Origin of the sequence: Pseudomonas sp. WS 5010 (assembly GCF_012985565.1) — a bacterium.
Classification (GTDB): domain Bacteria; phylum Pseudomonadota; class Gammaproteobacteria; order Pseudomonadales; family Pseudomonadaceae; genus Aquipseudomonas.
The window spans coordinates 810,369-824,428 of sequence record NZ_JAAQWQ010000001.1 but is presented as its reverse complement, the minus strand read 5'-3'; the positions used below and the strand labels follow the sequence as shown (position 1 = coordinate 824,428).

Annotated in this window: 13 protein-coding genes, 4 tRNA genes and 2 pseudogenes; 6 read left to right on the top strand and 13 right to left on the bottom strand. The window is 57.3% G+C overall.

Annotated elements, in window-relative coordinates; all coding sequences use genetic code 11:
- Positions 1-2: 2 nt before the first annotated feature.
- The 5 genes from tig to HBO11_RS03970 form a co-directional block, all read right to left on the bottom strand.
- Positions 3-1,313 (bottom strand): trigger factor, encoded by a 1,311-nt coding sequence (gene tig, locus HBO11_RS03990; protein ID WP_029298423.1) that lies wholly within the window; start codon positions 1,311-1,313, stop codon positions 3-5.
- Between the two features lie 401 nt (positions 1,314-1,714).
- Positions 1,715-1,790: transfer RNA gene (locus tag HBO11_RS03985), tRNA-His, on the bottom strand.
- A gap of 77 nt (positions 1,791-1,867) precedes the next feature.
- A tRNA-Leu gene (locus tag HBO11_RS03980) sits at positions 1,868-1,952 on the bottom strand.
- Between the two features lie 58 nt (positions 1,953-2,010).
- Positions 2,011-2,086, bottom strand: a tRNA-His gene (locus HBO11_RS03975).
- Positions 2,087-2,118: 32 nt separating this feature from the next.
- A tRNA-Arg gene (locus HBO11_RS03970) sits at positions 2,119-2,195 on the bottom strand.
- A gap of 280 nt (positions 2,196-2,475) precedes the next feature.
- Between HBO11_RS03970 and folD the strand changes: the two genes are divergently transcribed.
- Positions 2,476-3,330: a bifunctional methylenetetrahydrofolate dehydrogenase/methenyltetrahydrofolate cyclohydrolase FolD gene (gene folD, locus HBO11_RS03965; RefSeq protein WP_169954403.1), complete on the top strand. Its 855-nt coding sequence runs from the start codon at positions 2,476-2,478 to the stop codon at positions 3,328-3,330.
- Positions 3,331-3,637: 307 nt separating this feature from the next.
- Here folD and HBO11_RS03960 read toward each other — a convergent pair.
- Positions 3,638-4,181, bottom strand: a pseudogene (locus tag HBO11_RS03960) (DUF4113 domain-containing protein); the annotation flags it as partial.
- 35 nt (positions 4,182-4,216) lie between these two features.
- Between HBO11_RS03960 and HBO11_RS03955 the strand changes: the two are divergent.
- From HBO11_RS03955 to HBO11_RS03940, 4 genes and pseudogenes are all read left to right on the top strand, one after another.
- Complete coding sequence (locus tag HBO11_RS03955; RefSeq protein ID WP_222936212.1) at positions 4,217-4,834, top strand: TetR/AcrR family transcriptional regulator; 618 nt, start codon at positions 4,217-4,219, stop codon at positions 4,832-4,834.
- Between the two features lie 635 nt (positions 4,835-5,469).
- The gene (locus tag HBO11_RS03950) at positions 5,470-5,751 is read left to right on the top strand and encodes a transporter suffix domain-containing protein (protein WP_170058824.1); all 282 of its coding nucleotides are present in this window, start codon (positions 5,470-5,472) and stop codon (positions 5,749-5,751) included.
- A gap of 31 nt (positions 5,752-5,782) precedes the next feature.
- On the top strand, positions 5,783-6,115 hold the full coding sequence (locus tag HBO11_RS03945) for a hypothetical protein (protein WP_170058823.1): 333 nt from the start codon (positions 5,783-5,785) through the stop codon (positions 6,113-6,115).
- 300 nt (positions 6,116-6,415) lie between these two features.
- A pseudogene (locus HBO11_RS03940) lies at positions 6,416-6,993 on the top strand (SOS response-associated peptidase family protein); the annotation flags it as partial.
- Here the strand turns inward: HBO11_RS03940 and HBO11_RS03935 are convergent.
- The 4 genes from HBO11_RS03935 to HBO11_RS03920 all read right to left on the bottom strand — a co-directional run bounded on the left by HBO11_RS03935 (position 6,990) and on the right by HBO11_RS03920 (position 9,991).
- On the bottom strand, positions 6,990-7,784 hold the full coding sequence (locus HBO11_RS03935; RefSeq protein ID WP_170058822.1) for a DNA adenine methylase: 795 nt from the start codon (positions 7,782-7,784) through the stop codon (positions 6,990-6,992). The pseudogene HBO11_RS03940 and the gene HBO11_RS03935 sit on opposite strands and share 4 nt — an antisense overlap.
- Positions 7,785-7,852: 68 nt before the next feature.
- On the bottom strand, positions 7,853-8,359 hold the full coding sequence (locus tag HBO11_RS03930) for a lysis system i-spanin subunit Rz (protein ID WP_170058821.1): 507 nt from the start codon (positions 8,357-8,359) through the stop codon (positions 7,853-7,855).
- A complete protein-coding gene (locus HBO11_RS03925; protein WP_170058820.1) occupies positions 8,356-8,889 on the bottom strand; it encodes a glycoside hydrolase family 19 protein in 534 nt (177 codons plus the stop codon). Before HBO11_RS03925 ends, HBO11_RS03930 begins: the two co-directional genes overlap by 4 nt.
- Positions 8,890-8,941: 52 nt before the next feature.
- Positions 8,942-9,991 (bottom strand): contractile injection system protein, VgrG/Pvc8 family, encoded by a 1,050-nt coding sequence (locus tag HBO11_RS03920; RefSeq protein ID WP_170058819.1) that lies wholly within the window; start codon positions 9,989-9,991, stop codon positions 8,942-8,944.
- Positions 9,992-10,116: 125 nt separating this feature from the next.
- Between HBO11_RS03920 and HBO11_RS03915 the strand changes: the two genes are divergently transcribed.
- A complete protein-coding gene (locus HBO11_RS03915) occupies positions 10,117-10,488 on the top strand; it encodes a hypothetical protein (protein WP_170058818.1) in 372 nt (123 codons plus the stop codon).
- Position 10,489: 1 nt separating this feature from the next.
- Here HBO11_RS03915 and HBO11_RS03910 read toward each other — a convergent pair whose 3' ends face one another.
- From HBO11_RS03910 to HBO11_RS03900, 3 genes are read right to left on the bottom strand one after another with little or no spacing between them, the layout of a single operon-like run.
- Positions 10,490-10,696 carry a tail protein X gene (locus HBO11_RS03910; RefSeq protein ID WP_170058817.1) on the bottom strand — a complete coding sequence of 69 codons (207 nt, stop codon included), beginning with the start codon at positions 10,694-10,696 and terminating at the stop codon, positions 10,490-10,492.
- A complete protein-coding gene (locus tag HBO11_RS03905) occupies positions 10,671-11,516 on the bottom strand; it encodes a phage tail protein (RefSeq protein WP_170058816.1) in 846 nt (281 codons plus the stop codon). The genes HBO11_RS03910 and HBO11_RS03905 overlap by 26 nt, the downstream gene beginning before the upstream one ends.
- Positions 11,517-11,524: 8 nt before the next feature.
- Positions 11,525-14,026 (bottom strand): phage tail tape measure protein, encoded by a 2,502-nt coding sequence (locus HBO11_RS03900; RefSeq protein ID WP_170058815.1) that lies wholly within the window; start codon positions 14,024-14,026, stop codon positions 11,525-11,527.
- Positions 14,027-14,060 lie beyond the last annotated feature (34 nt).

Genomic DNA, 14,060 nt, shown 5'->3' with positions numbered 1-14,060 from the left:
AATCAGTCGGCTTGTGCTGCTTCTGCCGGCTTGACTGCTTCTTCGTAAGAGACCGCTTTGTCGGTCACCTTAGCCTTCTGCAGAACAGTATCCACAACTTGTTCTTCCAGCACAACCGAACGGACTTCGTTCAACTGCTGGTCATTCTTGTAGTACCAAGCCACGACCTGCTCAGGCTCCTGGTAGGCCGAAGCCATTTCCTGGATCATTTCGCGAACGCGGTCTTCGTCAGGCTTGAGGTCGAACTGCTTGACCACTTCAGCCACGATCAGACCCAGCACGACGCGGCGCTTGGCTTGCTCTTCGAACAGCTCGGCCGGCAGTTGGTCAGGCTTGATGTTGCCACCAAACTGCTGAACAGCTTGTACGCGCAGGCGGTCCACTTCGTTGGACAGCAGAGCCTTAGGCACTTCGATCGGGTTGGCGGCCAGCAGACCGTCCATGACCTGGTTCTTGACCTTGGACTTGATGGCCTGGCGCAGCTCACGCTCCATGTTCTTACGAACTTCGGCGCGGAAACCTTCGATACCGGTTTCCTTGATGCCGAACTGGGCGAAGAACTCTTCGTTCAGTTCTGGCAGCTTAGGCTCGGAAACACTGTTGACAGTCACGGTGAACTCGGCGGCTTTGCCAGCCAGGTCCAGGTTCTGGTAGTCAGCAGGGAAAGTCAGGTTCAGAACGCGCTCTTCGCCGGCTTTAGCGCCAACCAGACCGTCTTCGAAACCCGGGATCATGCGGTTGGAGCCCAGTACCAACTGGGTGCCTTTGGCCGAGCCGCCAGCGAAGACTTCGCCGTCAACCTTGCCTACGAAATCGATGTTCAGTTGGTCTTCGTTCTGGGCAGCGCGATCGGCCACTTCAAAACGGGTGTTCTGCTTGCGCAGGATTTCCAGCATGTTATCCAGGTCGGCATCAGCCACTTCGGCGCTCAGGCGCTCGATTTCGATACCTTCGAAGCCAGCGACGGTGAACTCTGGGAACACTTCGAATACGGCAACGTATTCCAGGTCCTTGCCAGCTTCCAAGGACTTAGGCTCGATGGAAGGCGAACCAGCCGGGTTCAGCTTTTGCTCGACAACAGCTTCGTAGAAGGAAGCCTGGATCACGTCACCTACGGCATCTTGACGCGCGTCAGCACCAAAGCGGCGCTTGATTTCGCTCATCGGCACTTTGCCTGGACGGAAACCAGCGATCTTGGCCTTCTGGGCAGTCTGCTGCAGACGCTTGTTGACCGCAGTCTCGATGCGCTCTGCCGGCACGGTGATGCTCATGCGGCGCTCGATAGCAGTAGTATTTTCAACAGAAACTTGCATGGATATTCCTCGTTGCACAGACGTTAGCCGGCCGTTTCCGACCCAAGAATCAAGGGCATGCATTCTAGTGGGTCAAACTCAAGAAGTCACCCTACTGAAAACGGGTTAAAAAACAGCAGGCATTTTACAGGTACGAATGCACGAATGCTCCTCGCCCCAGTGACAAATACAGCCAATCACGCCAGGGCTCTGTACCAACCCTTCTATATATAGAAGAAGCTGCCAACCATCTCCCTGGTTGCCAACCTTGCGCACAAGGCCAGCGGGTAGAACGGCATCATCGAGAAACAAAAATACGACGAAACGCCCACCCCTGCGACCCAGAACCTGCAGTCGCCGAATACGTAAACCGCTAAAACAAAAAAGGCGCCAGACTGTTAAATCTGGCGCCTTTCGGAATATGGGGTGGACGAAGGGGATCGAACCCTCGACAACGGGAGTCACAATCCCGTGCTCTACCAACTGAGCTACGCCCACCATATTGCGTGACAAAGAAGCCAATCGCCTTCTCTGTTAAGCACCAACCCAGCCCATGGCAAGGGTGACGCTGTATTTGGTGCGGATGAAGAGACTCGAACTCTTACGCCTCGCGGCGCTGGAACCTAAATCCAGTGTGTCTACCAATTCCACCACATCCGCGGCTTGAAGCTTTTAAAACAAAGGCGCCAGACCGTTAAATCTGGCGCCTTTTGAAATATGGGGTGGACGAAGGGGATCGAACCCTCGACAACGGGAGTCACAATCCCGTGCTCTACCAACTGAGCTACGCCCACCATCTTGCGCTACTTGTGCCAAAGCTGCCTAATGGCGCACCCGGCAGGACTCGAACCTGCGACCATCCGCTTAGAAGGCGGATGCTCTATCCAGCTGAGCTACGGGCGCCTGATTAATCTGTACTCTTAGAGGACTACAAACTAAATGCTTCCAGCCTCACACAATAAAACCACTATTGCGCTCGACCTTCTTAACCAGTGCTAGGCTGTGCCCGACAAGTGCGACGAATAGTATAGACGCCCCCAGGGGCCGTCAAATCTTTTTTGAAAAAAATTCATTTTATTTAAGGGGTTAGGGGAATTTGCAGACCAAGCGCCTTTGCCCTCACGTCCTGGCGTGCGAGAATGCGCGCACTTTTCCTCCCCCTCTCGATGGTTAATCACGCGTAATGACTGCACAACTTATCGACGGCAAATCAATCGCCGCCAGCCTGCGCCAGCAGATCGCCAAACGTGTCGCCGAACGTCGCAAGCTTGGCCTGCGCACGCCGGGGCTCGCGGTGATCCTGGTCGGCAGCGATCCTGCCTCCCAGGTTTATGTCTCGCACAAGCGTAAAGACTGTGAAGAGGTCGGCTTTGTTTCCAAGGCCTACGACTTGCCTTCCGACACCACCCAACAGGCACTGACCGACCTGATCGACGGCCTCAACGACGATCCGAACATCGACGGCATCCTGCTGCAATTGCCGCTGCCGGAGCATCTGGATGCCTCCCTGCTGCTGGAGCGCATCCGCCCCGACAAGGACGTCGACGGTTTCCATCCTTATAACGTCGGTCGCCTGGCCCAGCGTATCCCCCTACTACGCCCCTGCACGCCAAAAGGCATCATGACCCTGCTGGAAAGCACCGGCGTGGACCTGTATGGGCTGGATGCGGTAGTCGTTGGCGCTTCCAACATTGTTGGCCGCCCGATGGCCATGGAACTGCTGCTGGCCGGCTGCACCGTGACCGTCACCCACCGCTTCACCAAGGACCTGGCAGGCCACGTCGGCCGTGCCGACCTGGTAGTGGTCGCCGCCGGCAAGCCGGGCCTGGTCAAGGGCGAGTGGATCAAGGAAGGCGCCATCGTCATCGACGTCGGCATCAACCGCCAGGAAGACGGCAAGCTGGTGGGCGACGTAGTGTATGAAACCGCCCTGCCCCGTGCCGGCTGGATTACTCCGGTGCCGGGTGGCGTAGGCCCGATGACCCGTGCGTGCCTTCTGGAAAACACCCTGTACGCGGCCGAAACGCTGCACAGCTAATAACCCGCCGCACTAAAGAAGCCCTGCCTTATGGCGGGGCTTTTTATTGCCCGCAAAAAAAGTCGTTTTTTCTTTGTTTTTAAGAGCTTTCGTCTGGTTTTAGAAGAACATTCGACAGTTTCTGGCCCATACTAATAATATTAATTTCGGGTATTACTAGGTTTTCCAAAGTGGTCAAGCCCTGCAAATACGGGGGTTTGCCTACTTTGGGATACCCACCATTCGATAGCGAAACACGACCAGTGGTACAAAAATTGGTACGAGGCCCATCCCTTCCCCGGCGTCCTGCAGACCGAATACAACCCCCTCATTTACAAGCTACAGACCATAACTGATCAAGCCTCGTCGTATAGCTCTGACTCATCATCTCCCGACGCATTCCCCAGTCGGGATTCGTCGGTACACTGGCCGAACGCAGCGCTCCCCTTACCCACCTTCCATTGATCTGGTCAAGCACCGACATCACCCTGGTAGCCTCCGCAGGCTGCGGCACGGCGAACAGATCGACGGTGTCCTCGCCCGGCTGGCAAAGGTTGAGCAGCATCGACTGCGGCCTTGGTCAGCAGGCGCACGTCGTCAGTTGGATACGGCATACCCACCACTACCCCATTGGCATACTTGGCCTCGTCCGGATTGAACATGCCCGTTCGGATGGAGACACGGACCTTTTTGCAGTGCGAGTTCTGCGCCCGGAGCTTTTCCGAGGCTCGCATCATGTAGGTGGCCACCGCCTCATTAATCGGCGGCAGCTCGGTCAGGCGCGTTCCGACCACCCAGCTACAGCAGATTTCCTGCCTGGGTGGGGCGGGTTCGTCCAGTTCGAGGCACGATGTACCCGTCAGTTCCCACGCCGGTATCTATTGCCAGACTTGGTTTTGGCGCTATAATGAGCGATCACTCACTCAATTTAAAGAGGTTACAAGTGGCCCGTCCCCGCAGCGAAGAGAAGCAAAAAGCACTATTGCGTGCCGCCATTGAGATTTTCGCGGAACACGGCTTGGGCGCTCCCACTTCAGCAATTGCGAAGAGGGCTGGGGTCGCAGAGGGTACATTGTTTCGCTACTTTGAAAATAAGGACGTTCTAATGCGTGCAGTGTTTGACCACTTGCTTGATGTATCCGAGCAACTGTTTGCAGAGAGCGTGGTGAAGTCGCTACCCGGCACCAGCCAAAGTCAGGCTGTTTGGGACGCTTATGTCGATTGGGCGCTGGTCAATCCTGCCGCTAATGCGACGAGCAACAAGTTGATGGTCTCCGGCAAGCTATCCAATGAACAGATGGCCAGGGGCATGCGACTCGTTGACATCGCCATGGAGGGGCTCCCGTTGGTCCAGGGACTGGATTTGGCACATTCGATTGAATTTCAGAACGCTATTTGTACTGCAATAGGTAATGCTGTTATCGATATTTCTACCCCAAGGCCGCACCTGCTAGCTGTGTATAAGCGTGCCGGCTATCAGGCAATGATGCGCGCGATTAAAACACCGGAATCTTCGGAAAGCTGAGTATTTCAGCTTTATTCAAGACGTTAAATGAGTGCGTGCATACGCACCCATAAAATGAAATGGCTCCCGAAAGACCTTCAGCCCCTGAGAGGGGAAGACTAGCTGCCAAGAAGGACCTTGAGTCATCAACCCTTTTCAGCCAATCATAAACTTAATGCCACCATTTCTATGAAAGCCACTCAATCCTGCCGTACTTTCGAGCTATTGAATCGGAGCACTCCGACAGGTGCCCTAGATCGTGTGGGGCGTTGCCGCTTCCTTTTTAGCACTAGCTCTCACTGCTCTGGCGCCGGGTCGACTATCCGGTGTGGTTGTGTCTTGGGGGGTACGGAGCGTCTTAACCTTCGTCCTTGGCAATGCACCGCTGACCGCATTGTTGCAATCCGTGTTTCCCAATCACTTGCCAGGCCTAGCGCTGTCCTTGTTTTCAATGATCATGAAGCTGGCTGCGCCGGTCAGTCTAGCGTTGACGGTTCCACTAGGGGAAGAAATCGGCATTCGCTGGCTGATCGTGTTGATGTGTGTCTTGGGCTAGCTCGTCGCCCTCCTGGGGCTCTTCTCTCCCACGCTGCGGAGTCTTGGCGCAAGTGTCGGCTTCTCAATGAACAGATGCAAAGCAATGAGCGATTGAGACCATGACCAATATCAAACTTAGCGGACGAAAAAAGGCAGGGTTTGCGTTGCTCTGCATTGCGGCCATGCATTGGATCGCGACACCAATCGTTCCTTTCTTCGACATCCCTAACAAAGCGACCGCCGTCACCACACTTATTATTTCTGGCGAAATATTTTTCGCGGGTTCTATCGCCTTGCTAGGCAAGGAATATTGGGGACGAATCAAGTCGAGGTTGCGTCAGTTTTTTTCGTTTTGCGGTAAGCACAAAGGCGAGGCTACAAAAGATGAAACCATCAAATGAATGCATATTTAGATTTGTTGGGAGTAAGTATATGAAAAGAACAACCGTTATCCTTTTCATAGTGGTCCTGGTCTCTGGTTGCGCGACCAAGCATTATGGCCGCCAGCAACCGCTCACAAGCGCACAACAGGTCAAACTAAGCTGCCAAGATATTGATATTAAAACTGCAAAAATCGATACATACCTTGATGAAGTGGAGAAAGAAAGCAATTTCGATGGAAGGTCTGTTCTCTCGTTCATGGTCGATCTTGGCATCGGCAATACCTTGGAAAAACACAGTGCTATCGAGGCCGCTCAAAGTCGGCGCGCTCAACTTTTAGCAGCAAGCGCGGCAAGAGGGTGTGCTCTGCCGATAGCCAAATAGTATATAAAGGCAGTCGCGTGATATGTCGGCCTGATTTTGTGTTACCCCGCTCCTCGACTTTCTGGTACGACAAGGTCGTGCATATTGGGTCGAACCATGGGTCAAAAACTTTGCCCATTTTGAGAAAGAGCTAGGTATTTATGGAGCTTCGACATTTGCGCTAATTCTGGCTGTCGCCGAGGGACTTCAGTTCGCGCTTGCTGCCGAGCGGGCCCACATCGAGCATTCTCCAACCCGCCGGGCCATCAAGCGGGAAAAAGTGGACAGATTTATCTAACATTTGGGTCTCGCGACTCACGACGGTACAACGTGACGCTGTCCCAGTAGGTCGCCCTGCTCCATCTACAGGGCGATCTGCTGCACGCCGATGTAGTGCGCTGGGGATGGCGGCCACACTGGGCCAAGGATCGAGCCGCGCCTTTCAACGCTCGCGTCGAGAAGGTGGCCACGGCCCGTTCTTCCGTGAGATCTGGCCACACCGGGCAATCACGCCCGTGGACAACTGGTTTGAATGGGTTGATGAAGGGGGGCCAAAGAAACAGCCCTATCTGATTCGCCGGCGGGATGGCGCGCCAGTGCTGTGCGCGGCCATAGGCCAGCTACCCGACGCAGAAGAAGGCCAAGGCGAGCATGACGGCTTTGTGATCATCACCGCCGACAGCGCCGGCGGCATGGTGGACATTCACGACCGGCGGCCCGTGGTGCTGACGCCGGAGCTGGCCAGGGAATGGCTGGACCCGACCACGCCCAAGGAGCGTGCCGAGCAGATGGTGTTGCACCAGGGCGAGCCGGCCGAGACTTTCGAATGGTTCAAGGTCGATACGCCCGTGGGCAACGTACGGAACAAAGGCCCGGGGCTGATAAAGCGCCTGACCTAGAAAAGCCCTCCGAGATCAGAGGGTCTCCAATTCATTATCACCAACTCCCCGCTGACCTCGGCCTTCCCTTGCCGCTGATTCGTCGTGGAATAGCGAATATCCACAGTTTCAAAGTGGAACCCCTCAAATACCCGCCGTATGTCCGGATGGTCATTGATGCTGACCATCACCTTTCCTTTGCAGCGCCGCATGAAGTCAGCCATCCGTTCATAGTTTTCAAACGGAAAGTCCACACCATACCCGGCAGTCTGCCAGTAAGGCGGGTCCATGTAGTGGAAGGTGTGAGGCCGGTCGTAACGTTCGGCACATTCAAGCCAGCCGAGGTTTTCAACATAGGTTCCGGAAAGACGCTGCCACGCGGCTGACAAGTTTTCCTCGATCCGGAGCAGGTTGATAGCGGGTCCCGTCGTCGCAGTGCCAAAGGTCTGTCCGCTGACCTTGCCCGCAAATGCGTGGTGCTGCAGGTAGAAAAACCGAGCAGCTCGCTGAATGTCGGTGAGCGTTTCGGGCCTGGTCATCTTCTGCCACTCAAACACCTGGCGCGAGCTGAGCGCCCATTTGAACTGGCGCACGAACTCCTCCAGGTGGTTCTGCACGACCCGGTACAACGTCACTAGGTCGCCATTGATATCGTTGAGGACTTCGACCGGGGCGGCCTGAGGGCGCATGAAGTAAAGCGCAGCACCACCAGCAAACACTTCAACGTAGCATTCGTGCGGTGGGAACAGTGGAATAAGGCGGTCAGCCAGACGACGTTTGCCGCCCATCCATGGAACGATTGGGTTTGTCATTTTTGCAATCCTTTGCAAAGTGGGTGCTTATTGGGGGTCATGTTAATTTTTGCGACCGGGAATTTAGGTCAGGGCGCTATAGCCCTGACATACGCCTGGCACGCCCGCAGCGCGATCAATCCTTGGTCGCCGGCATCGGTGATGGCGATAATTCGTTGAGCATGCGCTGGGTCAAGTTGGGCTCTACGGGCTGCATGAACCACGCCGACGGCGCCGGAGGCGGCAGGCACGTTGCAGCCACTGGCTGAATCCGTGGCGTCGAGAAGGACTGACAGCCGCAAATTAGTAGTAGCAAGGCGGTCAAGCAGGCGGGCCTGGTTGCGTTGAGCATCGGAAAGTTCTCGGGTATGTTGTTGATCGGTGGTGGCCAACGTCTTCTCCAGGCCCAGGCGCCTGTCCTGCTCGTCGCGCAATTGCTTGATGGCCACCGCGCTGATCCTGCCCAGCTGGCCCTGATGCAGGCCGGCCTGCTCGGCCAACCTCTTGCCCATGCGCCAGTCCTGTACTTGCCAAGTGCCGCCGGCGCTGATCGCCATCGCCAGCAGGATTGCGGCCAGGATCTGCCCGGGTGTCATGCGAGCACCTTCTGCGCCTGGGCGAACAGCCGCTGGCGATCCTCAAGGCCATTGCCCCCTCCATTGACCCGACGGGTGATCTTCACGAACTCCCCCTTGTCTGCCAGGGTGTTCAGGCCTTTCGTCGACCAGAACCACGCCGCCGACATTGCGGCGTGCTGCGGCTGCTCCAAAAGCTCAGGCTGGTTGATCAGGTCCAGGCCCATGGCCTCACCGCACGCCGCGTAATTGGCCCGGCCTGTGATCTGGATCAGCCCCCGGCCCCGATACTTTGATCCATCCCCTTTAACGGTGTTGCCCAGGTCAGCACGGCCTTCATATCCGACCTGCTGCGCCGTGGGCCCCCAGATCTCCCGCACATAGCGCAACTGGCCCGACTCATGCCCGACCTGGGCGATGAACGCCGCAATGCGAGCAATGGTGACAATTCCGTGTTTACTCATAGCCGTATTCAGCACAGGAACAAAAACGCCGGCTTGGCGGCCGGCGTTCGGAAGAATTTGCAGCAGTTGCTGTTGAGTAATAGCCATACAAGCTCCGAATATGAATGAACCGCGCTCGGCGGGATAAGGGGAATTACTGTTACGCCAGGCTCACGACCTTGACGGGTTTCGCGGCTTTCTTCGTTTTCTTGCCCCGGGCTTTGGCCTTGCCTTTTTTGCCGCCGTTGCACTCGACAGTGGTGGACCAGGCGGCTTGAGTGAATGTCTGTTCCACAGAATCCACCAGGTACTCACCATCAAGCCCCACCTTGAAGCCATGGGCGTTGATAGAGCGCTCGGCAAAAAGATCCGTGCGGCCCGGCATTTCCAGGCGCAGACCGGCTGTCGAGCGGTTAAACGCCGCCAAGCGCGCCTTAGCCGCAGATTCGGCGGCGGTCTTGTTTGGGTGAATGTGCCGGTCGGTGTGTACTGCCGGCAGGCCGTCCGGCACGTCATCGTTGTCCAGCGAGACCACCGATAACTTGCCCGTCTTCTTGTCTTGATGCTTGGCCGCCACGGTCTTGTGCGCGTTACGGTCACCCAAGCGAAACTGCCAGCGGCTTACGTCACTGCGCGTTAGGGTGATAGCGCCAATCACTTTGCCGCTGGCACTCAGCCCCGCTTGGCGCTGCATCACCATCAACTTGCCATCACCGACCTTGGCAGTGCAGTCATATTGCTTGGCTAAGCGCGTGACAAAGCTGAAGTCTGATTCGTGGAGTTGGTCAGCGCGCACAACCTTCGTAGCCACGGTGCAAGCCGGGGCCCAGCCGTTGCGCGCCGCAATATCGGAAACAATTTTCGATAGCGGCACGTCTTCCCAGCTACCGCTGCGGATGGATTTGCCGGTTCCGCGCATGTCACTGGCCTTGCCACGGATAACGATGGTGTCCGGCGGGCCTGAAACTTCGATCTCATCAACCACATAACGCCCCAGGCGCACCAGGGAGGTTTCGGCATAGCCCAGGTAGACCTCGATCCCAGCGCCGCGCTTGGGCAGTGTCACCAGGCCGTCACGGTCATCAATGCGCAACTCAAACTCGTCCGACTCCATCCCGGGCTTGTCCGTGGTGCGCAGCAGCAAAAGCCGATCATTGATCAGAGACGTAATGTCGGAACCGTTCGCAACGATTCTAAATTGGGGGGTCATAAGCATTGGCCAAGAGAACGCGCCAGGCGCAATTGATAGAAAGGCGTTACGCGTAACGCTGAATAGACTCGCTACTCAACCGTCCATAGAATTCCGGCCCTCAACCTCAGTCAGTAAGGAATTCCATGAAACGGATGTTTATCGCAGCACTGCTCGCAGGCACCGCACTTTCCAGCCAGGCCGCAGAGCCGACGCGAAGCGACGCAAAAGACTTCATTGCTCGTTTAGATGCAGCGGTAGAGCGCGGGAACGCGCAGATCCGCAGCGGCAAAGCCGACCCGGTTGAACGACGCAAGCAGGCCCAGGCGTTGGCTAGCCTTGAGAGCGAGGGCGGAAAGTTCGGGGTTTTGTTCACCCCGTTCCACAAGTGCAACGAGGCCGGCATAAGCGCCGCGTCAGCGTGGCAAGGCCTGATCGCCCTCAACACTCGTCAGTTTGAAAACGGCGTAGACAGCTACGAAAAGGAGCGCCAAGCCTGCCTTGAGGCCGTGAACTGAATCAGTCCCACAGGGCCACCTGATCATCCACGGGGCCTGGCAGATCCGGCAGAACGATCACCACGCCAATGCGGTAGGGTTGTTCCTCATCTGCCAGGCCCTGATTGGCCGCCAGTACCGCCTCAACCGCGCCCACCAGATGGCCATAGAAGTTATGGCAAATGGTGTCTAGCAGATCCCCGTCAGATGTTCTGCATATCGTCGCCATAGCGCACAAACTCCAAGGTAAACGCCTGCTTGCGGGGGATACCGCCCTGCATCAGGGCGCTTTGATCCTCGTCAATGGTCTTGAGGCACCAAGTGCCCAGGACAAAGCCATACCCCGTGGTCAGGGTCAAAGGCTTGAGCTTGGAGCCAATCGAGCGCAGCGTATTGAGCTGACCTAATCCCCCCCTGAAACCGGGGAAAATATCGCCCTTCAGCGTTATTTTTTCGTCCCCCATGCCCACGGCCTGCTGGGCGGAACGCCGCGTTAATCGCTCCTGGGACGCCCAGCGATATTCGGTCGAGCGCCGCAACGAGTCGAAAGCCGCCGTATCAAGATTGAAGTAATACGGCTGAGCCTTCGGGTCCAACGGCTGAAGAATCAGCAAATGCGGAAACGGCTTAACCGCTTCTTTCGCCGGCGTTGCGTCCGTGGCAAACGCACCAGTGGGGATGATGTTTGCCAGTGACGGGTCAATCATGCCGGCGATTTTGTTAATCGTTCGTGCTGCTCGCCCGGCCTGCTCTTTCAAGACCCCCATGCGCTCATCAACATTCGATAGCGCCCGAGTGGCCCGGTTGTACTTTGCGATCACCTGGCCCACTTTGGCCTGGGCCGTGGAGATTCCGCGCATAACCCGCTGTAGTTTCGCCCCCACCGCCGGGCCAACAAACGGCAGATCCTCCAGGGCATCGGCAGCCCCGGTAATTTCACTGATCGCACCGTTTACCGGCCCCATCACCCCGTCGATACTGCGCCGCCCCTCTTCACCGGCCGTGGCCAGGTACTTCAGGCCAGACTGTAGCTGTACCAGTACTTCCATATTTCCCCCTAGATATGCGGCGCGTCGTAGAGCTTGCGATTTTCCAACTGCTGGGCGATCTCGCGTTGTTGTTGCTCCATCAGCGGCCGCAACTGGGCCACAAGCTCGGCCGGGTCTCTAACGTCGCCTTGCACTGTCACTGTCAGGGCCGCGTTGATGTCTATCTTGGCATCGATTTTCGCCGGCTGAACCTTCGCCACCACCGCCGCCGCCAGAGGCGCCGCAAGCGGCCCCACCGCTGCATCAGCGCTGGCCGGGGGGAGCATCATGGATCGCGCGGCATCCCCCGGATTGACTGCGCCAGGCGCTACCGACAACACGCCTTGGCCTGGGTTGGCCATCATGAGCGGACCAGTACGCGCGGGCTCAAACGACTTCGCAATATCGCCAAGCACCGGCGGCATGTCCTTGCCGGCATCCCGCATCATCAACGGCCCCGCCACCGGCATGGCCCTCGTACTTTCGTCAGAGCCAAACATCGACTTGCCGATGGTACCGCCCAGGGCGTCACCGCCCATGCTGCCCAGCCAGCCCCCAATCAAGCCGCCCAGAACAGTGCCGATTACCGGTACCGCCGAACCGATGAGCGCCCCGGCCGCCGCACCGGCGAGCGTGCCAGCAAGTCCGCCAGCCGCAGCGCCATATCCTTCGGCTTTTTCGTCCTGGGTTTCAGCGTTATCGTAAGTGTCTTTGACCTTAAAACCGGCTTCTATCACGCCCAATATTGCCGGCCCCTTCATGCCTGCCCCAATGCCACGCCCGGGGTTTCGGGCACCACGACCGCCACCCTTACCCTTACCTTTTCCATCCTTGCCGCCAGCGTCATCGACGCCGCCCAAATCCATGCCGCCAGATCCGCCCATGGGCATGTTGGTGACAATGACTTTTTGCGGGATGTTCGGATTACCCATCAGCGAGCCGCGCCCAATGTTGAGTAGACCCTTGGCAATCTTGAACCCGCTCATAGCGGTCTGAAACGCGATCACGGCGGCGACTGCGCCGCCGATCCCCGTCACAACCCGGGGCGACTCGTCCGACAGCTTGGCCAGCCCCTGGGTGAGATAGGCCAATCCATCCGCCACTTTGTCAGTGACCGGCCGGAATGCGTCACCAATGGCGCGCATAGCTTCGTCCATGCCCTGGGCCATTTCTGCCCATTTCTGAGCCGACGCCTGCCGGCGCTCTTCAAGGTTCTTATCAAGGATCCCGGTGGCACTGGCCGAGTCTTTCTTGAGCTGGGCATACAGCTCTTTGTTCTGCAGGTAGGCCGTCAAAGCGCCCTTAACCTGCATGTCGGCGAACAAATCCCCGGTACGCAAAGCCTGCTCCAGGGACGCGATCATTGCCTTGGCTTTCTCGGGGTCAGTTTCCTTACTGATCTTCGCCGCAGCGGCCGCCATCGCTGCAGCTTTCTTCGGATCCGTTGCCGCAATGTACTTCTGTGCCAGCTCAAAGCTGGATTCAAGGGTGGATTTACCATTCTGCAGGCCGGTATTCATCGACCCTTGGTAGTCAATCCCGGCGTCCTTGTAGGCCTTGACCGTATCGCCAGAACCGATTTTCTCCATCCAGTTCTTGAGGTTGTTGGCCGCTTCATCAGCGCCGCCGGCGGTCTTCATTTGCACCTGAAGCATTGAGCCAAGTTGCGTCACGGCATCCATGCCGGTAATGCCTATATTGCCCATTTTTGCCAATAGGTCAGGAAACCACCGAGCCATGTCAACCGCTTCAAAACTGCCCGCTTGGCCCTGATAAGCGATAGCCTCCAGCGCCTGCTGCATCACGGCTGGGTCGGAGATTTTGGCGTTCTGCCCCAGCGCGTTGATCATCCGCGCTGTTTCGCCGCCGTCAGCCCCCTGGCCAATTGCAAACTTGGCCGCCACCGGCGCGTATGACAGGGCCTTATCAAGCTCCATTCCGGCCCCTACCAGGGCGTTAACCACCTCGGCCACCTGATTGCGCGCCATGCCGGTATCACGCGATGTGCCGATGATCGTTTTCGACATCTGCGCTTCTTCGGGCGTGTTGGCAATGTTCGCCTTGATTGCAATGTCTCGGATGATCGCGCCAAAGTCAGCACTGACCTTTGTCGGAATGGCCATTGACGCGGTGGCCGCCGCTGCCTGGCCAATGCTGCTTTTCAGCTGCTGTTTGCCGGCATCAATCTGCATATGGCCCTTGGCCTTTAGCTCAGCCTTAGCCGCCGCCTGACCCATGGCGCCATAGGCTTTGGTCAGGTTACGCACTTCAACACCCTGCTTACGCAGGCCCTCCAGGTTGTTCTCAAGCTTTCGCTGTAGCGCAGCAGCACCCCTATCGCCAGCCATGTGCGCTTTGCGCCATTCATCGCGCAAGCGCATAGTTTCGCCGATGGTTTTTTCCAGCACCCGCGCCTTAGAGCCTTGTTCCTCCAGCTTCTTTATTTTGTTGCTGACGTCCTTGAACGCCGCCCCCACCGTCGAGCTGACGGCGCCGCCGATCACCAGGCCAAGAGCCAGTTTGTTTGCCATGTGCGCGCCTATACGTCGGGAAGATCAGCGGCGG